Origin of the sequence: Ensifer adhaerens (assembly GCF_002007205.1) — a bacterium.
GTDB classification, from domain to species: domain Bacteria; phylum Pseudomonadota; class Alphaproteobacteria; order Rhizobiales; family Rhizobiaceae; genus Ensifer; species Ensifer adhaerens_D.
In genome coordinates this window covers 81,982-105,992 of record NZ_LAZS01000006.1, presented here as the reverse complement: position 1 = coordinate 105,992, position 24,011 = coordinate 81,982, and the positions used below count along the sequence as shown (strand labels likewise).

Below are 24,011 nucleotides of genomic sequence, written 5' to 3'. Positions count from 1 at the left end.
CGCGCCGGGAGCGACGGAAGCGGGCAGCGCTGATAGTACACATGAAATCTTTTGATGGGCCATGCGGCCCTTTGACGGCTTGCGTTTCCGGCCGTTGATCTTTAGCTGTCGCAGTCAACTTCGGGGGCACTTTTGGCACGACGGTTTCTCGGTGACCGGTTGACGGATCTGGCGGCGCGCTTGCTCTGCGCGCTCGTTCTCGTCGTGTCGGCGCTGATCCAGCAGCCCGCCTTTGCCATGCCGCTCACGCCGGACGTGGCCGGCTACGTCCTTCCGGATGGCAGCCTTGCGGATCTTTGCCTCACGGGCCACAACGACACCGACGGAAAAGGCGGTGCGAAGGGACATGGATGCCAGTCCTGCTGCCTGGTTGCGCCCGTAGACCTGCCTGCGCCATACCCGGTCTCGCTGCCGTCGCCATCCCGGACGCGCCCGCCGGCCGTTCCGGCGAACGAGCTCGTGCTTGCTCGCCCCGTACTTCTCACCGGCGCTGGACCAAGAGCGCCACCTTCGGATTTCTCCGCCTGAAACTCGCCTGAACGACACCTGTTCGTCCTGTTGGCGTCGAATCTTTCGATGTCGCCGGCCGCCATCGGCAATCGTTTCCGACCTTCAAGAGGCGAAGCCGCACACACGGCCTTCCCCGGAGAAAACCATGACAACCGCATCCTTCACCAATGCCGCTGCGCCGCCGGTGGCTACCGAGCGCGGCATTTCCCTCTACCGCGCCATCTGGCGCTGGCACTTCTTTGCCGGCCTGCTCGTCATCCCGTTCATGATCAGCCTGGCGCTGACCGGCGGGCTTTATCTCTTCAACGACGAGATCGACGATACCGTCTTTGCCTACCGCAACGTCGTGCCTGTGGGCGCCGAACGGATGTCGCCCTCGGCCATCGTCGCCACCGCCGTCGAGTCCGTGCCCGGCAGCGCCGCGGTCTCCTACCGCACGCCCGCTGGCACGGACCGCTCCGCGCGGGTCACGGTCGGCATCGACAAGGCCCGCCTGCTGGTCTTCGTCGATCCCTACACCGGCGCCATCCTCGACCGGGTCGCACCGTCGGAGGAGTTCAACCAGGTGGTCGAGGACCTGCACAGCCTCGACTATTTCGGCAAGTCGGTCGAAAAGATCATCGAGATCGTCGCGGGCTTTGCCATTCTGCTGGTCTTCACCGGTATCTATCTCTGGTGGCCGCGCCAGCAGACCGGCGGCGTCCTGACGGTGCGCGGAACGCCGGCGCGCCGCGTCTTCTGGCGCGACCTTCATGCCGTGACCGGTATCGGTGCGGGCCTGCTGATCGTTTTCCTCGCCTTCTCGGGTCTTCTGTGGTCCGGCTACTGGGGCGCAACCGTCAACGGCAAGCTGACGGCGATGGGCCTTGGTTATCCGGCAGCGCTTTGGGACGAGGTTCCGACCTCGAGCAAGGTCTCGACCGACGTGCTGCCCAGGGCGAATTGGCTGATGGAGAACGCACCCGTTCCAGCCTCGCGCGGTGGTGTGGGCGAGGCGGTCGGGGTCGACCGCGCCGTCGCGATCGCCGACGCCGCCGGCATGCTGCCTGGCTACGAACTGGCGATCCCGCTGGAGGAGTCCGGCGTTTATACCGCCGCGATCTTCCCTTCCGATCTCGCGCGCGAGCGCACGATCCATATCGATCAATACTCCGGCAAGCCGTTGGTCGATATTGCCTTCGGCGACTACCCGGCGCTCGGCAAGGCCATCGAATGGAGCATCAACGTGCACAAGGGGCAGGAGTGGGGGCGCTTCAACCAGCTCCTGATGCTTGGTGCTTGCATCGCCATCGTGCTTGTTTCCCTTTCTGCAGTCGTCATGTGGTGGAAGCGGCGCCCGGCCGGGCGGATCGGTGTACCGCCGATGCCGCCGCGGCGCAGCGTCTATGTAGGATTGTGGCTCATGGCCATTGTCTTCGGACTGGCGTTTCCGTTGACGGGCATTGCGATCGTCGTCATGGTGATCGTCGATCAATTGCTGATGCGCATCGCGGCGGTGCGCCGGCGGCTGTCTTGAAGGGACATCAGGGGGTGGCGTCGTCCACCCCTTCTATCGCCTTTAGCAACTTGGTCATTGCAACCTCTACACGATTTTTCTACAAGTTATTTAGGAAGAGCTAACTCTTGCTCGTCTAACGTGAAGTGGGGAAAGATCGACCAGCGACGTGGCGAAAAGCGTCGGGAGGCCTTGCTTGGCGAAGAACACGTCCCGCAATCCGCGATATGCCGCCCTCAATGCCGGCGGCAACGAGGAAACGCGTCGCCTGATCGATGCCAGCACGCGGCTGGCCGAGGAGGTCGCGCGCATCTTTCCGAGCGAACCCGACATCGCCGACCGCCACTACTGGTTGGAGACGATGATCAACCACGTGCCTGACTACATCTATGCCAAGGATGTCGATGGCCGATTTTTGATCGCCAACCAGGTGACCGTCGCCGACAACGGGCTCGAAACCCTGAAGGATATCGTCGGCAAGACCGATTTCGATCTCCATCCGCCGCAGATGGCCAAGGCGATTGCAGACATCGAGCGCCGGGTGATTGAAACCGGCGAGCCGATTTTCGGCATCGAGGAGCGGGCCATCGTCAGCAAGGGCCGCGACCGCTGGCTGATGACCTCCAAGGTGCCGCTGCGCAACAAGCATGGCAAGATCGTCGGCATCGTTGGCGTATCGCGCGACATATCCGACCGCAAGGCGGCCGAACGGCTGCTCGAAGGGCAGGCACGCCTGCTTGAAATGATCGCCAACGGCCGGCCGCTGGACGCGTTCTTCCGCGACATGATCCTTTTGATCGAAGCATTGATGCCTGGCATCAAGGGGTCCGTGCTGTTGCTGTCGGCCGATGGCCGCTATCTCTTCCATGGCGCGGCGCCGAGCCTCGACGAAGCCTATTGCGCGACGATCCACGGCGTCGAGATCGGCCCGCGGATGGGCTCCTGCGGCACGGCCGCCTGGCGCGGCGAGCAGGTGATCGTGTCGGATATTATGACCGATCCGCTCTGGGACGACTATCGCGAGTTCGTCCGCCCCTACGGCTTTCGCTCCTGCTGGTCGACCCCGATCCATTCGCGCGAACGCAAGGTGCTCGGCACCTTTGCGCTCTATTCCGAATCGGTCGGCGTGCCCGATGACGCCCAGAGGGAACTGATCGCAATGGCGGCGCATCTTGCCGGCATCGCGATCGAGCGCAAGCAGGCGGAAGACCGCATCAGCTTCATGGCGCACCACGACGCGCTGACCGGCCTGCCGAACCGCGCGCTGTTCGAGGAACAGGTCGCCGAGGCGTTGGAAGCTCTGCGCGGCAGTGGCCAATGGGCGGTGCTCGCCTTTCTCGATCTCGACAATTTCAAGCTGGTCAACGATACCCTCGGCCATGCCGCCGGCGACGAGTTGCTGAAGGTCACCGCCTCGCGCATGCGCGCTTCGGTGCGCAAGTCCGACATGGTCGTGCGGGTCGGCGGCGACGAATTCATCCTGCTTTTGAACGGGCTTCCCTGCGAACGCGATATCGTGCTGGCGAGGCTTGAGGACATCCGACGGGCAATTGCCGCGCCGATGCAGATCGAGGGCCGTAGCCTGCAGATCACCTGCAGCATGGGGGTCGCCTGTTTTCCCAATCAGGGCAAGACGGTCGGCGAATTGCTCGCCAATGCCGACATGTCGATGTACCGGGCCAAGGAGCTCGGCCGCAACAACCTGCAGGTCTTCACCGAAGAGATGGCCGCCAAGGCCCATGAGAAGCTCAGGCAGCAGGAAGCGCTGCGCCGGGCGATCGCGCGGGAGGAGTTCTTCCTGCAGTTCCAGCCGCAGATGAATCTCGCGAATGGCCGTGTTTTCGCGGCTGAAGCCTTGTTGCGCTGGCATCACCCCGAACGCGGCACGGTCTCGCCGGCGGAGTTCATTCCGCTTGCCGAGGAAACCGGGCTGATCGTGCCGATCGGCGACTGGGTGCTGCACGCCGCCTGCCGCCAGGCCAGGGCCTGGCAGGATGCCGGCCTCCCGCCACTGATCATCAGCGTCAACGTTTCGGCGCGCCAGTTCCGCGAACGCAACTGGGCCGGTCACGTGGCGGCGATCCTCGCCGAGACCGGGCTTGATCCACGCTGCCTCGAACTCGAACTGACCGAGAGCCTGATCATGCAGGACGTTCCGGGCGCGATCGCGACCATGCACGAGTTGCAGACGATCGGGGTGCACCTGGCGATCGATGACTTCGGCACCGGCTATTCGAGCCTCAGCGCGCTCAAGCGTTTCCCGGTGCGCCGCTTGAAGATCGACCGGTCCTTCGTCGCCGACATTCCCACGGATCTCGACGACAACGCGATCACCGCCGCGATCATTTCGCTCGCCCGGAATCTCGGCCTGCGCGTCATTGCCGAAGGGGTGGAAACCCAGGCGCAGGTCGAATTCCTCCGCCAGAGCGGTTGCGACGAGATCCAGGGCTACTTCTTCAGTCGGCCGCTCTCCGCAGCGGATTTCGAGACGCTGATGCGCCAGCCGCGGTTCCACGTCCACAGCGTTTGACCGTCGCCGCCCGCCGCGACGCAAGCTTCGTTCCAGCCGTAAATGCAAGCATCGCCCCAAACCGTGGGGGCTGTGCGTAGTATTTCGTTAAGCAAATTCATGCAGCACTCCTCATGCCGCACTCAAGCCCCCAGAGTTCGATGTCCTCTTCAGTCCTTTTCTCCCGCCGCCAGTTTCTTCGCTCGTCCGGTGTGGCGCTCGCCTCCGCTGGTCTGGCAAGCTGCACTTCGTCGATGAACACGGATGTCTTTCGCTATGAGACGGCGCCGGTGTTCCGCAATCCCGCGCTCGAGGGACGGTTTACCGATCCGCGCGCCGAAGGCATCTATGAGCGGCAGGACGGCCCGGGGCCGGTGCCGACCGGGCTTCCGCCGCAGGGCCTCTATGTCTCGGACATCTATGCCAGCGTTTCCGATGGCGGCTACCAGGTGCCGGAAATTCCCTATCGCCAGATCGACGCGCGCTTCTACCGCCAGGAGGTCAGCGATCCCTTCGGCGAGCAGCCGGGCACGATCGTCGTCGATACCGGCGACCGCTATCTCTATTTGATCCAGCCGGGTGGCCGGGCGCTGCGCTACGGGGTCGGTCTCGGTCGCGAAGGTTTCGCCTGGTCGGGTCGTGGCGTCATCCAGTGGAAGCAGAAGTGGCCGCGCTGGACGCCGCCCGACAGCATGGTCGCCCGCCAGCCGCAGCTAAAACCCTATTCCGCCAGGAACGGCGGCATGGCGCCGGGCCTCAACAACCCGCTCGGATCGCGCGCGCTCTACATCTTCCAGAACGGCCAGGACACACTTTACCGCGTTCACGGCACGCCGGAATGGAAGTCGATCGGCAAGGCGGTCTCGTCGGGCTGCGTGCGCATGCTCAACCAGGATGTCATGGATCTCTACGATCGCGTCCGCGGCAAGGCGCCGATCCTCGTCATCTGACGGGGGCAGGGGCTTTCCGTCGCCCTTGATGACATTGCGCAGCGCCGGCCCGTCGAGCGGGCGGCAGGTCCCGTCAATCCTCGCCGGGGCCGGAATTGAGCTGCCGTGTCAGTTGGTGCAGCGTCTCACGGATTTCTTCCGCTTCCTTCAAGCTGCATCCCGAGGCCTTGCCGATGCCCATCAGGATGCCGAAAGCCTCGCTCTTCAGCTCCTGGCCCTTGTCCGTCAGGCGCACGATCACCTGCCGTTCGTCGCTCGGATCCCGCTGGCGGCCGACATAGCCGGCTGCCTCCAGGCGTTTGAGCAGCGGCGACAACGTGCCTGAATCCAGGCCGATCTCCTCGCCGATTCGCTTGACGGTCATCTCGTCCTGTTGCCAGAGCGCCAGGAGCACGAGATATTGCGGATAGGTGAGGCCGAAACGATCGAGCAGCGGCTTGTAGGCACGGTTGAACGCATGCGCCGCCGAGTAGACGGCAAAACACAGCTGCTTGCCGAGCGTGAGTGCTTCCTCGGGAATGATGTCGCTATGTGTTGCCTTGTTCGCCATGGCGTCATTGTCGCAAAAAGACGCCGAAAATGCAATTTGCAAAATTAATTTGCGTGCAATTGAATTTTGCGCTATCTAAATCGCATTCACTCGGAAACGCAAAGGAGACCCCGCCAATGCCCATTCTTTACCGCACCACTGCATCCGCAACCGGTGGCCGCGCCGGCCAGGCCAAGAGCGCCGACGGCGTGCTCGACGTCACGCTCACCGTTCCGAAGGAACTCGGCGGCGACGGCGCCCGCGGCACCAATCCCGAACAGCTCTTCGCAGCCGGCTACTCGGCCTGCTTCCTCGGTGCGCTGAAGTTCGTTGCCGGCAAGGAGAAGGTAAAGCTTCCGGAAGACACCACGGTGACGGGAACGGTCGGCATCGGTCCGCGCGACGACGGCACCGGCTTCGGCATCGACGCTGCCCTCGAAATCTCGTCGCCGGGCGTCGACAAGGCCGTGCTCGAAGATCTTGTCCAGAAGGCGCATATCGTTTGCCCCTACAGCCACGCAACCAAGGGCAACATCGACGTCAAGCTGACTGTCGCCTGAGTTCGCTCAGTTCCCTGTCGAAAGAAGCCCGGCGGTCTCCCCCGGGCTTCTTCTTTTTCCGGGCACGCTGTGTGCCGGTCTACTGCAGGACTTCGATCACCCGCCTGGTCTGCGGATCGACCAGCACCCTTTGCTTGTTGACGACGACATAGCCGTAGGACTGTTGCTGCGGGATTGGGTAGACCTCGACCGTGTCGGGGAGGGGTTCGCCTACGACGATGCTGCCGTCATAGGTGACCGAAGGGCTGGTTTGCTCAAGGACATAGGTCCTGACCTCGCCGGGAACGACGACCGTCGTGGTCTGAGCCAGGGCGGCGCCGGAAAAGACAAGGCTCGCGGCAAAGCTGGCTAGGATGATTTTCTTCATGACAGTACCTCCTGTCCCTAGCCAACGACCCGCAAGGCGATTGGTTCCAGTCGCGCGGCGCTGGAACCTAAGCGCGGGCTGAGAGTTGATGAGCAGGAGGTGCGATAGGATGATCGCCAAGCCGAAGACCAGAACCTGCACGCTCGCGCAGCGCGAAATCGAATGCGCAACCGCTTTGCGTGAGGAGTTCGAACTGCTGGCGGATCTCGCCGAGCGGGTGGGATGGCATTGGGACGAGATCGCCTTGGCTCTGCTGGAACTGACGGACGAATACGCCGCCACCCAGCGGACCGGAGTTGCGGTGGACAGACGCCGCTTGAGCGCAGTCACCGTCTCCAGGACACGGCATTGATGGCGGCACGACTGGCCGTCAGGCCATTTGCCGTGCCGTTCCGGCATCCCGCGCCGACCTTAAGCCTTCTTCAGAAATTCGGTACGCAGCACCAGACCCTTGATCTTTTCGACGCGGCACTCGACCTCGTCGGGGTTGTCGGTGAGACGGATGCCCTTGACCATCGTGCCGCGCTTCAGCGTCGTCGAGGTTCCCTTTACTTTCAAGTCCTTGATCAGCGTGACGTTGTCGCCGTCCTGGAGGATGGCGCCGTTTGAATCCTTCACGTCCATAGGAATGCTCCTTTCAGAAATGACGACGCGCCCCGATGGGCTCAGGGCGCGTGAGAATTGTTGGCCGCTTCGTCGGCCGGCCTTGGTTAGCGCCGGCTGAGGCTGCCGAGGATGCCGCGCACCAGCGCGCGGCCGACCTGGGTCGCGACCGTGCGGGCGACCGATTTCATCGCGGCTTCCACGACCGTTTCGCGCTGGTAGCCCGAGCTGCGCGGCCGTGCCTGCTTGCCGGCCGGCGTTGCCTGATCGTCGTCACCGAATCCCGGCAGCGTCCAGCGGCTGCCGCCGCTATTGGCCTCCGTCGTCTGTTGCTCGGCCTGCGCTTGCGCCTCGGCCTGCGCGTCGGCTGCCTTCTTGGCGCGCGCCGACAGGAGTTCGTAGGCCGACTCACGATCAAAATCTTCGTCATAGAGCCCGCGGACCGGGCTGACGTCCATCACCTTCTGCCGCTCGGCCTCGGTCAGAGGACCGACGCGCGACTGCGGCGGGCGCACCAGCGTACGCTCGACCATCGAGGGGGCGCCCTTGGCTTCGAGCGTGGAGACCAGAGCTTCGCCGGTGCCGAGATTGGTGATGACGGTGGCGCAGTCGAAATCCGGGTTCGGGCGGAACGTGTCGGCGGCGGTCTTCACCGCCTTCTGGTCGCGCGGCGTATAGGCGCGCAGCGCATGCTGGACGCGGTTGCCGAGCTGGCCGAGAACCGTGTCCGGAACGTCGAGCGGGTTCTGGGTGACGAAATAGACGCCGACGCCCTTGGAGCGGATCAGCCGCACGACCTGTTCGACGCGTTCGACCAGCGCCTTCGGCGCATCGTTGAAGAGCAGATGCGCCTCGTCGAAGAAGAAGACCAGCTTCGGCTTGTCCGGGTCGCCGACTTCAGGCAGTTCCTCGAACAGCTCCGACAGCAGCCAGAGCAGGAAGGTGGCGTAGAGCCGCGGGTTCATCATCAGCTTGTCGGCAGCGAGCACCGAGATTGCGCCGCGGCCGTCATTGGTGGTGCGCATGATGTCGGAGATCTTCAGCGCCGGCTCGCCGAAGAAATGCTCGGCACCCTGCTGTTCGAGGATCAGCAGCTCGCGCTGGATCGAGCCGACCGAGGACTTGGAAATGAAGCCGAACTGGTTGGAGAGCGCGCTGGCATTGTCGCCCATGTAGTTGAGCAGCGCCTGCAGGTCCTTGAGATCGAGCAGGGGCAGTCCACCCTCGTCGGCGATCTTGAAGGCGATATTGAGCACGCCTTCCTGCGCGTCGGTCGCGTTCATCAGGCGCGAGAGGAGCAGGGGGCCCATTTCCGACATGGTGGTGCGAACGCGATGGCCCTTTTCGCCGTAGAGATCCCAGAAGATGACCGGGAATTCCTGAAACTCGTAGGGGTTCGTCGGCAGGCCGATCTGTTCGGCCCGCTTCAGGATGAAATCCTTGGCCTCGCCGATTGCGCCGATGCCGGAGAGGTCGCCCTTGACGTCGGCGCAGAAAACCGGGACGCCGGCGTTGGAAAATCCTTCGGCAAGTACCTGCAGGGTGATCGTCTTGCCGGTGCCGGTGGCGCCGGTGATCAGGCCGTGGCGGTTGCCGAATTTGAGCTCCAGATACTCGCCCTTGTTGATCGAATCATCAGGCTTGCGGCTGGTGCCGATAAAGAGCTTGCCTTCTTCCAACATGTGGGCTTCATCTCCGTTTCATCAATGAAAGCGGGCGGTTCGCAGTGTCGCGGAGGCGCGCCGTCATCGAAATGTGCCTGGATTTCTGTTATAGGTGGTGCGGTTGCGCCCGGCAACAAGGCTGTGTCCGTCCGCAGCCGGAAAGCGGCGACGTCGACGGGCCGATAGTCACTGCTCACGGCTTGTTATTTGTTGAGCGATCATTTACCTTGACGTCAACGTCAAAAATTTAATGAGGGAGTTTGTCCATGAATGAACTGGTCACGCGCGTTGCTGAGAATGTCGGCATCGAGCCGGCAACGGCCGAAAAGGCAGTCGGCATGATCCTCGGCTTTCTGCAGCGCGAAGCCGCTGACGGTCCGGTTGCTCAGATGATCGAAGCGATCCCGGGCGCGTCTGAGCTGATCGCCCAGTACAACGGCGAAGGCACCGGCGGCGGTGGCCTTCTCGGCGGCCTGATGTCGGCGATCGGTGGCGGCGGCGTCATGGCGCTCGGCCAGCAGCTGATGAGCCAGGGCCTCGGCATGGGCGAAATCACCGGGCTTGCCAAGGAAACCATCGCGTTCGCCAAGGAAAAGGCTGGCGCCGACGTGGTCGACGAAGTCGTCGCCTCGGTTCCGGGCCTCAGCCAGTTCGTCTGATACCGGCGACTCGAATCTAAAAACGAAGCCCACCGGCGTCCGCCGGTGGGTTTTTTGTTGCCTGCAGCCGCCATCAGAGTTCCGGCCTGCTTTCCCGTAGTGTCCGTCCGAGTGTGGGCGCCAGCGCGATGCAAAGAACGGCGCTGGCGCCGATAAAAGCCGCACCCGATGTCCATCCGTAGCGTTCGATCGCGGTTCCGACCGCAACGGGGCCGACGAGTTGCCCGAGATTGCTGCCCTGCATCAGCAGGCCCATCGCCATCGGCGCAAGCGCCGGACGTGGCGACAGGAGCGGAACCGACGAAATCAGCGTTGCCGGAATGAGCCCGCCGATCGCGGAAAACAAAATGCAGAGCGCCAGGACCAGATGTCCGCCCGACGGGATCAGGAAGATCCACAGCCCCGACACGCCCGTCAAAAACGCAGCGCTCGCGACCAGGCGACCACGGGCAAAGCCGCGCGACAGCAGATGGCCGGCGGCAAGATTGCCGAAGACGTTGACCAGCGTGATGATGGCGCTCAACAGCCCGACGGTTCCAAGCGAGATCTGCAGCCGCTCGATCAACAGGATCGGCAGAAAGCTCGAAAGCGTGAAGCTCATCAGGCTGTAGAGCGAAAACAGCACGAAAAGCAGAACCGGACCGCGGCTCGTCAGCGTTTCGGAGGCATCGTCCCGGAAGCGGGTGGCGACGCGGGATGTTTGCCCGGATGGCGACACGGCCAGGAAGATGGAGGCGAGGCTCGCAAGCGTGAGCAGCCCGTTGCTCCACCAGATCGCCTGCCAATCGGCAAAAGCGGGCCCTGTCAACATGGCGATCGCCATGCCCGCGGGCATGAAGCAGCTCCAGAGCGCAAAGACGAGGTTCCGGCGCTCCGACGTCACCAGGCGCATGAGGATGGCGGGACCGGCGACGACGACGAGCAGGAAGCCGAAGCCCTCGATAATGCGTGACAGAAGAAGCAGCGAAAACGCGGGGCTGGCCGCACCGGCAAAGGAGCCGAACGCCAGCAGCGCCATGCCGGCGCCGAGCAGGCGCCGGTCGCCGGCCGCCGTGACGAATGCGCCAGCCGCCATGCCCCCGACCACGCCGACGACGGCGAAAACCGAGGTGATCCAGCCGAGGGCGGAGAGGTCGAGGCCAAGATCGGATTGAAGCATGGGGCCGGCAATCAGTCCCTTGCCGACCTGCATGGCGGCGACGATGCCGGCAGCAACGACGGTCATCACCCCGGCCCAGTCGGTTCTTTCCCGAAGGAGGCTCGCTGCGATGGTCATCACGCGGGCTCCGGTACGCGCGCGCGACCGGCGACAAGCGCCGCTGCCAGTTCCGCGAGGTGGCGGCCCTGGAAGCGCGCGCCGTTCAGTTCGTTGGCGCTCGGCTGGCGGTCGCCGCCATGGCCGTTGTCGGCAAGCGTCGTGGCGCCATAGGGAGATCCGCCGGTGATTTCGTCCATGCGCATCTGGTCCTTGAAGGTGTAGGGCAGGCCGGCGATCACCATGCCGAGATGCAGCAGTACCGTATGGGTGGCGAGAATCGTCGCTTCCTGGCCGCCATGCTGGCTTCCGCTCGAGGTGAAGACGCCGCCGACGCGTCCGACCAGAGCATTTTGCGCCCAGATACCACCCGCCTGGTCGAGAAAGTTCTTCATCTGGGCCGCCATGCTGCCGAACCGCGTCGGTGTGCCGATGATGATCGCATCGTAGTCGGGCAGTTCGGCGACCGTGGCGACCGGAGCCTCCTGATCGCGCTTGTAGCCCGCCTTGACGGCAACCGCCTCGGGCACGATCTCGGGCACGCGCTTCAACGCGACGTCGGCGCCGGCGGCGCGAGCGCCCTCGGCCACGGCCTTCGCCATGGTCTCGATATGGCCGTAGGAGGAATAGTAGAGTACGAGCACCTTGGTCATTCCGCTGTCCTTTCTGGATCGCTGTTCAGGGAAAAGATGGGTGCTTTTCTTGATCTCTTGGAGTGATATAATTTTCATCAAGTTGATCTATGGAATCGATCATGCTGGATGCGCTCACCCTTGACCAGATGCGGACCTTCGTGACCGTCGCCGAAAGCGGGAGCTTCCGCGCCGCCGCCGCCAGGCTTTCACGGGTGCAATCGGCCGTCAGCCACGCCATCGCCAACATGGAGGCCGAGCTGGGCGTCGCCCTGTTCGACCGCTCGGGTCATCGGCCGGCCTTGACTGCGGAGGGGCAGGCGCTGCTTGCCAACGCCCGCGATATCCTGTTGCGGGTGGACGCGATGCGCGCCCGGGCACGCGGGCTCGGCGAAGGCATCGAGCTTGAGCTTTCGCTGGTCGTCGATACGCTCTTTCCGATCGAGACCGTCGGCCTGGCGCTGAAAGAGATGCGGGGTGCCTATCCTGATGTGTCCATCCGGCTCGCGGTCCTGCCGCTGGGTGGTCCGCTCGACGGCCTGGTCGATCGCCGCTTCACGCTCGGCATCACCGTGGGCGAGGATTTCCGCGATCCGGCGATCGCCCGCCGGGCGCTGTCGACGGTCGAGCTCGTTGCGGTCGTTGCCGCCCATCATCCCTTGGGCCTGCTGGCGGGGGGTGACGTGCTCGACAACGCCGAGCTCGCGGACCATCTGCAGATCGTCCAGTCGGATCAGTCGCAGCGCACGGTCGGTCGCGACTTCGGCGTGCTCTCGCCGCAAACCTGCCGCGTCAGCAGCCAGGATACGAAACATGCGATGATCCGCTCGGGCCTCGGCTGGGGTCGGTTGCCGTCCTGGCAGGTGGAGCGGGACCTTGCGGAAGGCCGGCTGGTGCGCATGCCGACGGCGGCCCTTGGCCGCAACAGCCAGGTGGGGGCCGAAGCCTATCTCATTCACCGGATCGACGAGCCGCTCGGGCCGGCCGCCCGCGTCTTCAGCGAGGCTCTCGCCCGGATCTGCGCCGAGGCCTAGCGTCGGCCGTTGAGTGCGAAGGCAAGCGTGAAGATCACGAGCACGATGCCCACGCCCATCGGGCCGGCGACGGGATTGATGAAGTTCATCAGCGCGCCGGTTGCGCCGGAGCCAGCGGCGCTGCCGGCGGCGTAGGCGAGCGAAAAGGCAGCACTGCCGGCAACCAGCATGCCGCCGCGGTACTCTTCTCCGAGCATGGTGAGCGCCGCCGTGTAGAGTGCGAAGCTCGCCGCACCGATAAAGGCGAAGGTCAGCAGCAGGGCGATATCGGACGACAGGAACGGCACGAGCAGATAGCCTGTGGCGGCGACGGCGGCGGCCGAAATCGCCACCCGGCGGCGCGGCAGCCGGTCGAGAAGCACGCCAATGAAAGGCTGGGCAAGCGCCGTCGGTATCGCCAGCGCCGTGACGCTCAGCGCAGCAAAGGCCTGGCTATGCCCGGTCTTGACGAAATAGACGGGCATGGCGGAGATCGCCGCGATATCGGCAAAGCCGAACATCAGCACCATGAGAATCAGCATCGGTGCCTTGCTGAAGAAGGCGAAGAGGTCGCGCGTCGAGGATGGTTCTGGCCGCGTGCGCGCGCCCATCGTCAAAAGCCCGGTGAGAAAGGCGACGAGCGCGATATAGATCGCAAGCAGCGCGAAGCCGAGACCGCCGCTTGTGCCGAGCAACGGGATCGCCAGCGGACCGGCGGCAAAGCCGCCGCACATGCCGGCGCCGTAGAGGCCGGAGACGCGCCCGCGCAACCGGTCCGGGCAGGCGGTGTTCAGCCAGGCTTCTCCCAGCATGAAGACCATGCTGACGAAGAAACCGAGGGCGAAGCGGGCGACGAACCAGATGACAAGCTCCGAGGTCGAGGCAAGCGTCGCGAGACAGACCGAGCAGCCGACGAGGCTGGCGATGATCAACTTGTCGGCCGAGGCAAGCCGCGTCAGCCGGCCGAGGAGCAAGGTCGCGACGCCGAGACCGGCGGCAAAGCCCATGGCATTGAGGCCGATCATACCAGCGGAAACGCCGCGGCTTTCGAGCGAAAGCGAGATCAGCGGATAGGTGAGCCCCTGCGCCACCGAGAAGGCGGTGACACCGAGGACGACGGCGATGATCGCCGGCCAGTCGGGTGCAAAATCGCTCGTCTGTGCCTCGTGCAATGACATCGCCCCCCTCCCTCTGATCGGTGTCCTCAAGGCGAGGTCCATAGCCTATCCGCCGCCGGCTGGAAATGGACCGGCGGCGAAATGACAGAGCGGGATGAGGAAAAGTGTAAGCGGTTTTCCGTCCCATCCCGCTCCAATCCAAGAAGGCGGGATGAGGAAAAGTGTGCGCGGTTTTCCGCCCGCATCCCGCTCCAGCCTAGAGAGTTCGTTAAGCAGCCTTGTCCCAGACCGGTGCAAGGCCTTCCGGGTTAACGATGCGGCCATCGGCGCGGGCAAGCGCGTGGATCTCGGCCATCTCGCCGTCGCCGAGCGCAAAGTCGAAGATCGCGAAGTTTTCCTTCAGGCGATCGATCGTCGCCGTCTTCGATAGCGTGATCACGTCCTTCTGTTGCACCAGCCAGCGCAGCGCGACTTGCGCGGCAGTCTTGCCGTGGCGGGCGCCGATATCCTTCAAGAGCGGATCGTTCGGCACCTTGCCGTTTGCCATCGCATAGTAGGCGGTGATCGACATGCCGTGCTTGCGCGCGGTCTGAAGCACCTTGGTCTGGTCGAGATAGGGGTGGTACTCGATCTGGTTGGTGGCAACAGGCGCGTCGCTGAGCTTAACCGCCTCTTCCATCTGCGCCGTGTTGAAGTTGCTGACGCCGATGTGGCGAACCTTGCCGGCCTTGTGCACCTCGTTGAGGGCGCCGATGCGCTCGGCCATCGGTACGTCGCTGCCGCCCGGCCAATGCAGGAGAAGCAGGTCGACATGGTCGGTCCTCAGCTTTTTCAGGCTTTCGTCGACCGAGGCAAGGAAGTCGCGATGCGCATATTTGTCGACCCAGACCTTGGTGGTGAGGAAGATGTCGGCGCGTGCGACGCCGGAAGCGTGGATGGCTTCGCCGACCTCGGCCTCGTTGCCGTAGATCTGCGCCGTGTCGACGTGGTGGAAGCCGAGCTTCAGCGCTTCCGGCAGCACGCGCAGCACGTCGGCGCCGGGCATGCGGAAGGTGCCGAAGCCGAGCGCCGGGATGTTGGCACCGTTGGAATTGACGGAATGCATCGTGAGTAGCTCCTTGTACTGGGTATGTCGTAAGTGGCGCGCCCGGCCGCATGGCCGGGCGAAAAGGAATGATCCTATAGGTGGCTCTGAAGTGCCGCTGTTCAAGCCGGTTGGTAGGACGCACCCGCGCGACGATCAAGGGCACCGCTCAGGAGCGTGAGCAGCAGGGCTGCGGCGACGAGCAGGGCGCCAACGACGGGCGTCATGCCAAGGCCGAGCGGTGAAGCAACGATCACGCCACCGAGCCAGGCACCGACGGCGATGCCGAGGTTGAAGGCCGCGATGTTGAGCGCCGAGGCGACATCGACGGCGCCCGGACGATGCTGCTTGGCAAGCTGCACCACATAGAGCTGCAGGCCCGGCACATTGGCGAAGGACAGGAAGCCGAGGGCGGCAAGCGTCACCAGCGTCATCACCGGCGACGGCGCCGTGAAGGTGAAGAGCACGAGCACGGCCGCCTGTGCCAGGAACAGGCCGACAAGCGCCTTCACCGGGTCGCGGTTGGCGATCTTGCCGCCGGCAATGTTGCCGATGGCGATGGCGACGCCGTAGAGCACCAGGATCAGGCTGACGGCGCTTTCCGAAAAGCCGGTGATGTCCTGCAGGATCGGCGCCAGGAAGGTAAAGGCGACGAAGGTGCCGCCATAGCCGAGCGCGGTCATGGCGAAGACGATCAGCAGGCGGCCGGAACCGAGCACGCGGACCTGGTCGATGAGCCTGGCCGGCGGGGCCTTGGAGAGCGTGTTCGGCAAAAGGGTGGCGATCGCGACAAGAGCGATGACGCCGAGACCGGTCACGGCCCAGAAGGTGGCACGCCAGCCGAAGGTCTGCCCGATCCAGGTGCCGAGCGGCACGCCGGTGACGATCGCGACGGTCAGGCCCATGAACATCATGGCAATGGCCGAGGCCCGGCGGTCTTCGGGAACGAGATCGGCGGCAATGGTCGAGCCGACCGAGAAGAACACGCCGTGGGCAAAGGCGGAAATGACGCGGGCGACGAGCAGCGGTTCATAGCTCGGTGACATGGCTGCGGCGGCATTGCCGACGATGAACAGCGCCATCAGGCCAATCAGCAGCGGCTTGCGCTCGATCCGGCCGGTGAGCGCGGTCAAGACCGGCGCGCCGAAGGTGACGCCGAGTGCATAGACGCTGACGATCAGGCCGGCGAGCGGCAGGGTGACGTTGAGGTCGGTGGCGACCGTCGGCAAGAGGCCGACGATCACGAATTCCGTGGTTCCGATCGCATAGGCCGCGATCGTCAGCGCAAGAATGGCAATGGGCACGACAAGACCTTTCCCACCCGGCTGGGAGAACCGGGCGTGTGGGTTGTTGTTGAAGTCGGGCGGAATATGAGCCTTTGCACTCCGCAAGATAATACGCATAATCGGACAAGAGGTTGTGAATTCAGTTCAAAGGTGCTGCATGGACAACAGGGCGGGAGAGATGGAGGTCTTCGTGGCCGTTTCGGAGACGAGCAGCTTTTCCGCTGCCGCGCGGCGATTGAAACTGTCGCCTTCTGCCGTCAGCAAGCTGGTGACCCGTATCGAAGATCGATTGGGCACGCGCCTGCTCGTGCGCTCGACCCGGACGCTGCAATTGACACCCGAAGGTGAGGTCTATTTCCAGCGGGCGCAGCGGATCCTCGGAGACATCGCCGAGACCGAGCATGTCGTTGCCGCCGGCGGACGCATGGCGCCGCGCGGGCTTTTGCGGGTGAACGCCGCCGTCGGCTTCGGCGAGCGCTACATCATGCCGCTCGCGCCGGAGTTCCTCGCGCGCTACCCGGAAGTCCAGCTCGACCTGACGCTGACCGACAGCATGATCGATGTCGTCGGCGAGCGAACGGACGTGGCGATCCGCACAGGACCGCTGCGTGATTCATCGCTGAAGGCGCGCAAGCTGATGGACACCCGCCCGGTTGTGATCGCCTCGCCCGCCTATCTGGAAAAGCATGGGGTTCCGCAGAGCCCCGACGACCTCGACGGCCACAATTGCATTCGCTTCAATTTTCGCCGCAGCGTCGACGAATGGGCGTTTCGTGGGCCGGGTCAGTCTCAGGTGGAGCACCGCACGGTCTTCGGCAACATGCAGGTTTCGAGCGGCTCGATCGTCCGCCAACTGTGCCTTGCCGGCGTCGGTATCGGCCGCATCGGGCGGTTCCATGTCGAGCCGGATTTCGAGGCCGGCACCCTTGTGCCGCTGCTCGAAGACTATCGGTCGGGTGAAATCGAGACGGTCTACGCCGTCTATGCCGGCCATGAGCATCTGGCGGCCCGGATCCGCGCTTTCATCGATTTCCTGGCCGAACGCATGTAACGCCGGCTGGCGCTACGCCTTTACGGCGACGATGAAGAATCTTGGGAAACGCAGAAGAACCTTGCCGTCGCCCATGGCCGGATAGGCAGCCCGGATCCGTTCCGTATAGGCGGCTGTAAACGCGTCACGCCTGTCGTCCGGCAAGGCGTCGAGATAGGGACGCAGGCCCGTGCCTTTCACCCATTCGACGATTGCTTCTGCATTGGCGAGGCGATGATGGTAGATCGTATGCCAGACCTCGATATTGGCCGTCCGCGGCGCCAGGCATTCGACATAGGTTGCCGGGCCGGGCATGGCATTGCGGCGGATCGTCTTGTCCGCGAAGGCGTCCGCAAAAGCCGGGCTGCGCGCGGTCTCCTCCATCAGCAGATGGCTCGGCTCGCCAAGGTTGTCGGGCATCTGCACCGCGAGCGTGCCACCCGACGCGAGGGCTGCCATCAGTCTTTCGAAGATGGTGAGGTGGTTCGGAAGCCATTGGAAGACGGCGTTGCCGTAGAACAGCGAAGCGCCGGCCGGGGGGACCCAGTTCGCGAGATCCGCCTTCTCGAAGGTGATGCCGGGCAGTCGCTTCGCCGCCGCAACGAGCATGTTCTCGTCGCTGTCGAGGCCGGAAAGCGTGGCCCAGGGAAACCGGTCGCGGATGAGCTCGGTGGAGTTGCCCGGGCCGCAGCCGAGGTCGAAGGCAACGCCTTCAGGCAGGTCGGGCACTTGGGCGAGGAGGTCTCTGGCTGGTCGGGTGCGTTCGTCTTCGAACTTCAGATACTGCGCGGGCGACCAGACCATGGAGAACTCCTTCAGATACCGAATTGCAGACTTTCGAGAGAGCGCAGGATCAACGCCGGCCCGTGATCGCGATATTCGTCGGGCATGTCTGCCCGATTGATCCACACGGTGCGGAAGCCGAATTTTGTCGCCCCCGCAATGTCCCAGCGGTTCGACGACTGGAAGGACACCGCGTGCGGGTAGAGCCGATAGCTGGTGGTAACGAGATCGTAGACGGCGGGCGCCGTCTTGAACGCCTTCACCGCGTCGACCGAAAAAACGTCGTCAATGACGATATCGAGCGCCGCGTTGCGCACGGCGGACGCGAGCATCGCCGGCGAGCCGTTGGAGAGGATGGCGATCCGTGCGCCGCGCTCCTTGAGTCCTTTCAGAACCGCCGGCACCTCCGGATAGCAGTCGAGCGTCCAATAGGCGTCGAGCAACCGCTTGCGAAGCTTGGGGTCGGCGGATGGAAAACGCGCGAAAGCGTAATCGAGTGCCTGTTCGGTCAGTTTCCAGAAATCCTGATAGCTGCCCATCAACGAGCGCACCCAGGAATATTCAAGTTGCTTGGCCCGCCAGAGTTCGGAGAAAGCCTGACCATCGGGGCCGATCTCCTCGGCGTGGCGCCTGACGGCCGCATGCACGTCGAAGAGCGTGCCGTAGGCGTCAAACACATAGGCCGCGTGGGACATCGTTTCCTCCCGTCTGTTGTCTTCGGTACTGGCATGACACGGCACCATGGCCTCGTCAAAGCCCATCCGAAAACAAAGGCTTACAGCATCATGCCCGATCGGGCAGCCCACTGTCACCGTTCTTGACGCGGATCATGTCAAATATTTGTGCATCGCACAACGGCGGGCCGTGCGATCCGAAGTTTCTTGCTTCAGCTCTTGGCCGGTTTCCAGACTTTCGCCGGGAAACGCAGCGCCTGCTTGGCGAGCTTGCCCTTGAGCCCGATCGCCGTGTCGCAAAGGTTGACGACGTGCCGGTTCGGCTTGGCCTCCGGGCGAAGCGCATGCAGAGCCGCGGCCGCCTCTTCCGGCTGCATGTAGCGCGCCAGAATGCCGAGGGTGAGTGCGGTCGCCCGTCCGATGCCGCGCAAGCAATGGACGAGCAGATGTGCGTCTTCCGGCAAGCGGTCGACGAAAGCGAAGGCCGCGTCGATCGCCTCCGGGCGGGCCGCATCCGGTTCGTCCGGATCGGTGGTGTCGCCGAAATAGAGCTCCAGGTGACGCTCCGGCGGCAGTTCGATCATCGACAGAAGCCGGCTGCCGGGTGCGCGCATGGAGATCAGATGCGTCGGCGCCCAGAGCGCGCGATTGTGCCGCGCTTCGGTCTGCGAGCTGACGATGACCCGGATGGGCCAGCCGGCCGGATGCGCCGGATTGGTGTTGAGGATGGGATGGTAAAGTTCATCCGCAGTAACGGCTGCCGCAAGCGCCATGGCGGGACCTCGCTCGTGATTCTTCAGCGCGGATTTTGCCCTGAAACCTGTCCGGGCTTAAGGGCAAAATCTTGCGGAGAGGCGAAAAGCTGTGGCTGGAACGGGATCAGCCCGGGTTGATATAGCGCTTCGACCAGCGTGACGGCACGAGAATGGTGGCCAGCGTGAGCCCGGTGCTGAGTGCGAAGGACGCCCAGAGCGATGCCGGGCCGAAATGGCGCTGCAGCACCGCGCCGGCGACCGCGCCCGAAAACATGCCGAGCCAGGGCACGATCTGCATGAGCCATTGACGGTTGGTGTTGCCGAGCAGCCAGCGGCCGAGGCCGCGCCCGAAACGAGAAAGGGCGCCGGTGACATAGGTGAGTCCGATCGGCAGGCCCTCGATGTGCTCGACGGCGGCATTGACCAGGCCCATGGCAAGCACGATGCCGTAGAAATAGAAGGGCCGCGGCATCGAGGTTCCGAAGCCGGCGCAGAGCATCAGGACGAGACTGACCATCGAGAGGACGCCGACGACGCCGAGGCGTGCGGCCGCGATCACGCCGAGCGCGTTGCCGATGATGAACGCGCCGAGCGCGCCGACGAGCAGCAGGGCGCCGGTCAAATCGCCATCGCCGAGCGCGATCGCCGCCCGGGTCGTGTTGCCGCTCATGAAGGAGACGAAGTCGCCGATGCTCAAGAGCCCGATCGCGTCGGTCATGCCGGCGAGAAACGAGATCGTGGCGGCGACGGCCAGCGCCGTGCCGGTGCGCTGCCGCTTGATCAGTCTTCGCCGTCTCGCAATGGTCATCTGCCTTGCCCCCGATTGGGGACAAGGCTAGCGCATGCGGATGGTGAGTCGGAATGGGGGCTCGTCATATTGCCTGCCGGACGTGGTCTTCCCGGCGTGCCGCGGTCGCTCAGAACCGCGTGATGACGCTGATGCCGAGGTCGGTCGCGCGGTCCATGGCGGTGAGGGCAGGGATGGCCTCTGCGAGTGAGATCTCCCGGCCGATCAGTTGCTGCGGCTTCAGCTTGCCGTCGGCGATCATCGCCAGCATGGCGTCGTAGCGCCAGGCCTGCATGCCGTGACTGCCATAGATCTCGAGCTCGTGGCCGATCACCTGTGCCATCGGGATCTGCGGCGTCGCCTGGTCGCCGAGCATCAGCCCGACCTGGACGTGGCGCCCGCGCCGGCGCAAGTTCTTGATCGAGTTGAAGCAGGTGACGGGATTGCCGAGCGCGTCGATCGACACATGTGCGCCGCCGCCGGTGAGGTCCTTTACTGCCGCTGCCACGTCCTCGACGTCGCGGCCATTGATGACAGCGACCGCGCCGATTTTCCGCGCGAAGGCGAGCTTGTCTTCGGCAATATCGATCGCGATCGGCTGGGCACCGAGGGCGGCGGCGATCATGATGGCCGAGAGGCCTACGCCGCCGCAGCCATGCACCGCCACCCACTCGCCGCCCTTGACCTTGGCCTGGTCGGCGATGGCGCGGAACGACGTTGCGAAGCGACAACCGAGGCTCGCAGCCGTGGTGAAGTCCATGCTTTCAGGTAGATGCACGAGGTTCTGGTCGGCAAAGTCGAGCGCCACATATTCGGCGAACGAGCCCCAATGGGTAAAGCCCGGCTGGAACTGTGCCTCGCAGACCTGCTGGTTGCCCGAGCGGCACTCGCCGCAGCGACCGCAGCCGGAAACGAAGGGCACGGTGACCCTCTCGCCGACCTTGTAGCGCATGACGCCGCGGCCGGTTGCGGTGACGACGCCCGCCAGTTCGTGGCCCGGCACATGCGGCAGGCGGATATCGGCGTCGTGGCCCATCCAGCCGTGCCAGTCTGACCGGCAGAGCCCCGTTGCCTCGACCTTGATCACCACGCCGTTTTCCGTCGGCGTCGGATCTGGAAGTGTGCGAATTTCCGGCGTCTTCTCGAAGGCGTCGTAATACATCGCTTTCATCGGGCCGCTCCTTGCAATGCGGGTGGGGCGCGGCCGTCGATGTGCCGCGCCATGAGATATTCGTCGACCTCTTCGTCCCCGTCGAGCATACCGCCCGGTACGTGGCCGATCCTGTGGAACCCTTCGCGCTCGTAGAAGCGGATGGCCGGCTCGTTATCGGCGCGAACGACGAGTTCGAGCAATCGGATGCCGGTCGATCGGGCATGATCCGTCAGCTGTGCGAGAAGCTGCCGCGCAACACCCGACCCACGTGCTTCATCGCGCACATAGACCATGATGATCGTTCCGCGGTGCGCCAACCGGCTCGCGCGCTCGCGCATCAGCCCCATGATCCCGAGCGGCTGGTCGCCTTCGAGCGCGACAAAGACGGTATTGGCGGTCAACCGCGCCCGCCATTCCTCCGTCGAAAGCCGCTCCCAGTCGGCCGCGGTCGAGGCGAAGGCCTGCGGCTCGCGGGTGAGCGCTTCCAGCCTGATGCTGCGGAAGATGTCGACGTCATCGGGATCGAGATGTTTGATGCGCACGGTTCCTCGCTTTCTGTCTGGATGAGACTAAGCGAGAGGCCGGCCCGGTGCCAGAATGGCCCCCATGACATTTTTTGATATACCCATTCACCACGATGCTGTTTTTTCGGGCTATGCCGAAGAACGAGAACAAAAAACTTCAAGGAGACGCAGATGGCCGTCGATACATCCCCCCGCTCAGTGACCTGGACCTATGTCGATGGTGAATGGCTCTCCGGCAACCCGCCGCTGATCGGCCCGACCTCGCACGCGATGTGGCTGGGCTCGACGGTGTTCGACGGCGCCCGTGTGTTCGACGGTGTCGCTCCCGACCTCGACCTGCATTGCCAGCGCGTCAACCGCTCGGCGACCGCACTTGGCCTGAAGCCGACGATGGCGGCGGAAGAGATCGAGGCGCTGACCTGGGAAGGCGCCAGGAAGTTCGACGGCAAGACCGCGCTTTATGTGAAGCCGATGTACTGGGCAGAGCACGGCTCGGCCGGTGTCGTCGCCATCGATCCGGAATCGACACGCTTCGCGCTCTGCCTGTTCGAGGCGCCGATGGGCAACGGCCACGGCGGCTCGTCGCTGACGCTGTCGCCCTTCCGCCGGCCGACGCTGGAATCGATGCCGACCGACGCCAAGGCCGGCTGCCTCTATCCGAACAACGCGCGCATCCTGACCGAAGCGCGTTCCCGTGGTTTCGACAATGCGCTTGTGCGCGACATGCTCGGCAACATCGCCGAAACCGGCTCCTCCAACGTCTTCCTGGTCAAGGACGGAGTCGTCTTCACGCCGGCCGCCAACCGCACCTTCCTGGCCGGCATCACCCGCTTCCGCGTGATGACGCTGCTGCGCGAAGCCGGTTTCGAAGTCGTTGAAGCGACGCTGACGATGGCGGACTTCGAAGCGGCCGACGAGATCTTCACGTCCGGCAACTATTCCAAGGTGCTGCCCGTGACGCGTCTCGAAAGCCGAGACCTGCAGGCCGGTCCGGTCGCTGCCAAGGCCCGCGATCTCTACATGGAGTGGGCGCACGCGGCGCGCGACATCTGAGCGTCAACGCCGGCGCTAGAGCGCCGTGCGTTCATACGAACGCACAAAGGACGCTCTAGCACTTTGATTCTAGAGCGTCTTTCCGGCGGTAGGTGATTCCACTTGAAGGCAGGATGCTCTAGAGCAAGGCGCCGGCAGTCTCCGCCCAGCGATTGAAGAAACGGACCATCTCGGGCGCATGCTCGGGATCATCAGCAAGCTCGGCAAGCTCCGTCAGCCGGTGGATTCCGCAGAGCACGAGAATACGCTTCCGATCGAGCGCCCGCCCGGTCAGCCGTTCGTAATGCGTGACGATCCGTTCGGTTAGGTCGCTTGAGATCAGGTTCGAATAGATGAATTCGCGGTGCAGCGGGCCGATGCCGCTGTCGGCAAAGTCGTAAATGCCGTTCAACTCTTGCCGGGCATGGTCGAAGGCCATGTTCCAGCCGTGGCCGTCGAAGAAGCCGTAGGTCAAGCCGTATGGGTCCGGCGGCAACGCTTCGAACGCCGCGATCGTCGTCTCCGCCAGCAGCCGGTGTTCGGCGGGCACAACCGGCAGAGCCTTCGCCGTGATCTCCGGAGGTGACAGCCAGGCTTCGAGCGCACCGGCGCCGGCGGCCGTCATCGCCCCATCGTCAAGCGCGTGGATCTCGGCATAGAACTGAGCGAGCTTTCGCGCGAGCCGCTCGCGCGCCGCCTCCGGAAGAACCGCGTAGGCATCGGGGGGAAGGTGCTCGCCCTTCAGCTTTCCGTGCACGGAAAACAGCGGCGGCCCGACGTGCAGCGTGAGGTCCGGCACCGGCATCGCGACGGCCGGGCGGATGCGTGCAAGCAGGGCCGCCTCCTTGACCAGCGCCGCACGGGCAACGTCGTGGCGTGGAAACTTGAAGATCAGGCGATCATCGACATCCACGGCGACAGAATGCCAGCCGGCGGTTGCGAGCGTGAAGGATGCGCCCTCAAGGTCTGGATAGACACGGATGATCGTCTGGCGCAGGCTGTCGAGCGGCGGGCTTTCCATCGGCGCTTGTATGCTCCC

Annotated in this window: 26 protein-coding genes; 10 read left to right on the top strand and 16 right to left on the bottom strand. The window is 64.2% G+C overall.

Annotation, left to right across the window (positions count from 1 at the left end; all coding sequences use genetic code 11):
* The first annotated feature begins 132 nt into the window (after nucleotides 1–132).
* The 4 genes from XB14_RS13185 to XB14_RS13170 all read left to right on the top strand — a co-directional run bounded on the left by XB14_RS13185 (nucleotide 133) and on the right by XB14_RS13170 (nucleotide 5,464).
* Nucleotides 133–528, top strand: a complete 396-nt coding sequence (locus XB14_RS13185) for a hypothetical protein (RefSeq protein ID WP_143348376.1) — start codon at nucleotides 133–135, stop codon at nucleotides 526–528.
* 127 nt (nucleotides 529–655) lie between these two features.
* Entirely contained in the window at nucleotides 656–2,026 is a 1,371-nt protein-coding gene (locus XB14_RS13180) for a PepSY-associated TM helix domain-containing protein (protein WP_077962073.1), read from the top strand.
* Between the two features lie 175 nt (nucleotides 2,027–2,201).
* Nucleotides 2,202–4,535: a putative bifunctional diguanylate cyclase/phosphodiesterase gene (locus XB14_RS13175; RefSeq protein WP_077962072.1), complete on the top strand. Its 2,334-nt coding sequence runs from the start codon at nucleotides 2,202–2,204 to the stop codon at nucleotides 4,533–4,535.
* A 140-nt stretch (nucleotides 4,536–4,675) separates the two neighbouring features.
* Nucleotides 4,676–5,464, top strand: a complete 789-nt coding sequence (locus XB14_RS13170) for a L,D-transpeptidase family protein (protein WP_077962071.1) — start codon at nucleotides 4,676–4,678, stop codon at nucleotides 5,462–5,464.
* A gap of 73 nt (nucleotides 5,465–5,537) precedes the next feature.
* Here the strand turns inward: XB14_RS13170 and XB14_RS13165 are convergent, their stop codons facing one another.
* The gene (locus XB14_RS13165; protein ID WP_077962070.1) at nucleotides 5,538–6,014 is read right to left on the bottom strand and encodes a MarR family winged helix-turn-helix transcriptional regulator; all 477 of its coding nucleotides are present in this window, start codon (nucleotides 6,012–6,014) and stop codon (nucleotides 5,538–5,540) included.
* A gap of 116 nt (nucleotides 6,015–6,130) precedes the next feature.
* On the opposite strand from XB14_RS13165, the gene XB14_RS13160 reads away from it, so the two are divergent.
* Complete coding sequence (locus tag XB14_RS13160) at nucleotides 6,131–6,553, top strand: organic hydroperoxide resistance protein (RefSeq protein WP_077962069.1); 423 nt, start codon at nucleotides 6,131–6,133, stop codon at nucleotides 6,551–6,553.
* A 79-nt stretch (nucleotides 6,554–6,632) separates the two neighbouring features.
* On the opposite strand, the gene XB14_RS13155 is transcribed toward XB14_RS13160, so the two are convergent.
* The gene (locus tag XB14_RS13155) at nucleotides 6,633–6,920 is read right to left on the bottom strand and encodes a DUF1236 domain-containing protein (protein WP_077962068.1); all 288 of its coding nucleotides are present in this window, start codon (nucleotides 6,918–6,920) and stop codon (nucleotides 6,633–6,635) included.
* A gap of 109 nt (nucleotides 6,921–7,029) precedes the next feature.
* Between XB14_RS13155 and XB14_RS13150 the strand changes: the two genes are divergently transcribed.
* Nucleotides 7,030–7,272 carry a hypothetical protein gene (locus tag XB14_RS13150; RefSeq protein WP_077962067.1) on the top strand — a complete coding sequence of 81 codons (243 nt, stop codon included), beginning with the start codon at nucleotides 7,030–7,032 and terminating at the stop codon, nucleotides 7,270–7,272.
* Between the two features lie 59 nt (nucleotides 7,273–7,331).
* On the opposite strand, the gene XB14_RS13145 is transcribed toward XB14_RS13150, so the two are convergent.
* Nucleotides 7,332–7,544, bottom strand: coding sequence for an alkylphosphonate utilization protein (locus XB14_RS13145; protein WP_057250526.1), 213 nt, complete (start codon nucleotides 7,542–7,544; stop codon nucleotides 7,332–7,334).
* A gap of 86 nt (nucleotides 7,545–7,630) precedes the next feature.
* A complete protein-coding gene (locus XB14_RS13140) occupies nucleotides 7,631–9,205 on the bottom strand; it encodes a helicase HerA-like C-terminal domain-containing protein (RefSeq protein ID WP_077962066.1) in 1,575 nt (524 codons plus the stop codon).
* 248 nt (nucleotides 9,206–9,453) lie between these two features.
* On the opposite strand from XB14_RS13140, the gene XB14_RS13135 reads away from it, so the two are divergent.
* Nucleotides 9,454–9,846 (top strand): hypothetical protein, encoded by a 393-nt coding sequence (locus XB14_RS13135; protein ID WP_034789243.1) that lies wholly within the window; start codon nucleotides 9,454–9,456, stop codon nucleotides 9,844–9,846.
* A gap of 73 nt (nucleotides 9,847–9,919) precedes the next feature.
* Here the strand turns inward: XB14_RS13135 and XB14_RS13130 are convergent, their stop codons facing one another.
* Nucleotides 9,920–11,122, bottom strand: a complete 1,203-nt coding sequence (locus tag XB14_RS13130; RefSeq protein ID WP_077962065.1) for a CynX/NimT family MFS transporter — start codon at nucleotides 11,120–11,122, stop codon at nucleotides 9,920–9,922.
* On the bottom strand, nucleotides 11,122–11,754 hold the full coding sequence (gene wrbA / locus XB14_RS13125; protein ID WP_077962064.1) for an NAD(P)H:quinone oxidoreductase: 633 nt from the start codon (nucleotides 11,752–11,754) through the stop codon (nucleotides 11,122–11,124). Before wrbA ends, XB14_RS13130 begins: the two co-directional genes overlap by 1 nt.
* A gap of 101 nt (nucleotides 11,755–11,855) precedes the next feature.
* Between wrbA and XB14_RS13120 the strand changes: the two genes are divergently transcribed.
* Nucleotides 11,856–12,767 carry a LysR family transcriptional regulator gene (locus tag XB14_RS13120; RefSeq protein ID WP_077962905.1) on the top strand — a complete coding sequence of 304 codons (912 nt, stop codon included), beginning with the start codon at nucleotides 11,856–11,858 and terminating at the stop codon, nucleotides 12,765–12,767.
* Here the strand turns inward: XB14_RS13120 and XB14_RS13115 are convergent.
* The 3 genes from XB14_RS13115 to XB14_RS13105 form a co-directional block, all read right to left on the bottom strand.
* A complete protein-coding gene (locus XB14_RS13115; protein WP_077962063.1) occupies nucleotides 12,764–13,924 on the bottom strand; it encodes an MFS transporter in 1,161 nt (386 codons plus the stop codon). The two genes, XB14_RS13120 and XB14_RS13115, sit on opposite strands and share 4 nt — an antisense overlap.
* A gap of 208 nt (nucleotides 13,925–14,132) precedes the next feature.
* Nucleotides 14,133–14,969 (bottom strand): aldo/keto reductase, encoded by an 837-nt coding sequence (locus XB14_RS13110; protein ID WP_077962062.1) that lies wholly within the window; start codon nucleotides 14,967–14,969, stop codon nucleotides 14,133–14,135.
* 101 nt (nucleotides 14,970–15,070) lie between these two features.
* Nucleotides 15,071–16,252 carry an MFS transporter gene (locus tag XB14_RS13105; RefSeq protein WP_077962061.1) on the bottom strand — a complete coding sequence of 394 codons (1,182 nt, stop codon included), beginning with the start codon at nucleotides 16,250–16,252 and terminating at the stop codon, nucleotides 15,071–15,073.
* A 139-nt stretch (nucleotides 16,253–16,391) separates the two neighbouring features.
* Here XB14_RS13105 and XB14_RS13100 point away from each other — a divergent pair, with 139 nt between their 5' ends.
* Nucleotides 16,392–17,285 carry a LysR family transcriptional regulator gene (locus tag XB14_RS13100; RefSeq protein WP_077962060.1) on the top strand — a complete coding sequence of 298 codons (894 nt, stop codon included), beginning with the start codon at nucleotides 16,392–16,394 and terminating at the stop codon, nucleotides 17,283–17,285.
* A gap of 12 nt (nucleotides 17,286–17,297) precedes the next feature.
* On the opposite strand, the gene tam is transcribed toward XB14_RS13100, so the two are convergent.
* From tam to XB14_RS13070, 6 genes are all read right to left on the bottom strand, one after another.
* Nucleotides 17,298–18,068 carry a trans-aconitate 2-methyltransferase gene (gene tam, locus XB14_RS13095; protein ID WP_077962059.1) on the bottom strand — a complete coding sequence of 257 codons (771 nt, stop codon included), beginning with the start codon at nucleotides 18,066–18,068 and terminating at the stop codon, nucleotides 17,298–17,300.
* An 11-nt stretch (nucleotides 18,069–18,079) separates the two neighbouring features.
* Complete coding sequence (locus XB14_RS13090; protein ID WP_077962058.1) at nucleotides 18,080–18,742, bottom strand: haloacid dehalogenase type II; 663 nt, start codon at nucleotides 18,740–18,742, stop codon at nucleotides 18,080–18,082.
* A 191-nt stretch (nucleotides 18,743–18,933) separates the two neighbouring features.
* Nucleotides 18,934–19,494: a phosphatase gene (locus XB14_RS13085; protein ID WP_077962057.1), complete on the bottom strand. Its 561-nt coding sequence runs from the start codon at nucleotides 19,492–19,494 to the stop codon at nucleotides 18,934–18,936.
* 106 nt (nucleotides 19,495–19,600) lie between these two features.
* Entirely contained in the window at nucleotides 19,601–20,284 is a 684-nt protein-coding gene (locus XB14_RS13080) for a YoaK family protein (RefSeq protein WP_077962056.1), read from the bottom strand.
* A 109-nt stretch (nucleotides 20,285–20,393) separates the two neighbouring features.
* Nucleotides 20,394–21,434: a zinc-dependent alcohol dehydrogenase family protein gene (locus XB14_RS13075; RefSeq protein ID WP_077962055.1), complete on the bottom strand. Its 1,041-nt coding sequence runs from the start codon at nucleotides 21,432–21,434 to the stop codon at nucleotides 20,394–20,396.
* A complete protein-coding gene (locus XB14_RS13070; RefSeq protein WP_077962054.1) occupies nucleotides 21,431–21,958 on the bottom strand; it encodes a GNAT family N-acetyltransferase in 528 nt (175 codons plus the stop codon). The genes XB14_RS13075 and XB14_RS13070 overlap by 4 nt, the downstream gene beginning before the upstream one ends.
* Nucleotides 21,959–22,111: 153 nt before the next feature.
* Between XB14_RS13070 and XB14_RS13065 the strand changes: the two genes are divergently transcribed.
* Entirely contained in the window at nucleotides 22,112–22,993 is an 882-nt protein-coding gene (locus XB14_RS13065; RefSeq protein ID WP_077962053.1) for a branched-chain amino acid aminotransferase, read from the top strand.
* A gap of 118 nt (nucleotides 22,994–23,111) precedes the next feature.
* Here the strand turns inward: XB14_RS13065 and XB14_RS13060 are convergent, their stop codons facing one another.
* Nucleotides 23,112–23,993 (bottom strand): phosphotransferase family protein, encoded by an 882-nt coding sequence (locus XB14_RS13060; RefSeq protein WP_077962052.1) that lies wholly within the window; start codon nucleotides 23,991–23,993, stop codon nucleotides 23,112–23,114.
* Nucleotides 23,994–24,011: the final 18 nt, after the last annotated feature.

Excerpts from the sequence above, each read along its gene's own strand:
- XB14_RS13180 (WP_077962073.1), top strand. The coding sequence starts at position 656 with ATGACAACCGCATCCTTCACCAATGCCGCTGCGCCGCCGGTGGCTACC.
- XB14_RS13170 (WP_077962071.1), top strand. The coding sequence starts at position 4,676 with ATGTCCTCTTCAGTCCTTTTCTCCCGCCGCCAGTTTCTTCGCTCGTCC.
- XB14_RS13165 (WP_077962070.1), bottom strand. The coding sequence starts at position 6,014 with ATGGCGAACAAGGCAACACATAGCGACATCATTCCCGAGGAAGCACTC.
- XB14_RS13160 (WP_077962069.1), top strand. The coding sequence starts at position 6,131 with ATGCCCATTCTTTACCGCACCACTGCATCCGCAACCGGTGGCCGCGCC.
- XB14_RS13155 (WP_077962068.1), bottom strand. The coding sequence starts at position 6,920 with ATGAAGAAAATCATCCTAGCCAGCTTTGCCGCGAGCCTTGTCTTTTCC.
- XB14_RS13150 (WP_077962067.1), top strand. The coding sequence starts at position 7,030 with ATGATCGCCAAGCCGAAGACCAGAACCTGCACGCTCGCGCAGCGCGAA.
- XB14_RS13145 (WP_057250526.1), bottom strand. The coding sequence starts at position 7,544 with ATGGACGTGAAGGATTCAAACGGCGCCATCCTCCAGGACGGCGACAAC.
- XB14_RS13140 (WP_077962066.1), bottom strand. The coding sequence starts at position 9,205 with ATGTTGGAAGAAGGCAAGCTCTTTATCGGCACCAGCCGCAAGCCTGAT.
- XB14_RS13135 (WP_034789243.1), top strand. The coding sequence starts at position 9,454 with ATGAATGAACTGGTCACGCGCGTTGCTGAGAATGTCGGCATCGAGCCG.
- XB14_RS13130 (WP_077962065.1), bottom strand. The coding sequence starts at position 11,122 with ATGACCATCGCAGCGAGCCTCCTTCGGGAAAGAACCGACTGGGCCGGG.
- wrbA (WP_077962064.1), bottom strand. The coding sequence starts at position 11,754 with ATGACCAAGGTGCTCGTACTCTACTATTCCTCCTACGGCCATATCGAG.
- XB14_RS13120 (WP_077962905.1), top strand. The coding sequence starts at position 11,856 with ATGCTGGATGCGCTCACCCTTGACCAGATGCGGACCTTCGTGACCGTC.
- XB14_RS13115 (WP_077962063.1), bottom strand. The coding sequence starts at position 13,924 with ATGTCATTGCACGAGGCACAGACGAGCGATTTTGCACCCGACTGGCCG.
- XB14_RS13110 (WP_077962062.1), bottom strand. The coding sequence starts at position 14,969 with ATGCATTCCGTCAATTCCAACGGTGCCAACATCCCGGCGCTCGGCTTC.
- XB14_RS13100 (WP_077962060.1), top strand. The coding sequence starts at position 16,392 with ATGGACAACAGGGCGGGAGAGATGGAGGTCTTCGTGGCCGTTTCGGAG.
- tam (WP_077962059.1), bottom strand. The coding sequence starts at position 18,068 with ATGGTCTGGTCGCCCGCGCAGTATCTGAAGTTCGAAGACGAACGCACC.
- XB14_RS13090 (WP_077962058.1), bottom strand. The coding sequence starts at position 18,742 with ATGTCCCACGCGGCCTATGTGTTTGACGCCTACGGCACGCTCTTCGAC.
- XB14_RS13085 (WP_077962057.1), bottom strand. The coding sequence starts at position 19,494 with ATGGCGCTTGCGGCAGCCGTTACTGCGGATGAACTTTACCATCCCATC.
- XB14_RS13080 (WP_077962056.1), bottom strand. The coding sequence starts at position 20,284 with ATGACCATTGCGAGACGGCGAAGACTGATCAAGCGGCAGCGCACCGGC.
- XB14_RS13075 (WP_077962055.1), bottom strand. The coding sequence starts at position 21,434 with ATGAAAGCGATGTATTACGACGCCTTCGAGAAGACGCCGGAAATTCGC.
- XB14_RS13065 (WP_077962053.1), top strand. The coding sequence starts at position 22,112 with ATGGCCGTCGATACATCCCCCCGCTCAGTGACCTGGACCTATGTCGAT.
- XB14_RS13060 (WP_077962052.1), bottom strand. The coding sequence starts at position 23,993 with ATGGAAAGCCCGCCGCTCGACAGCCTGCGCCAGACGATCATCCGTGTC.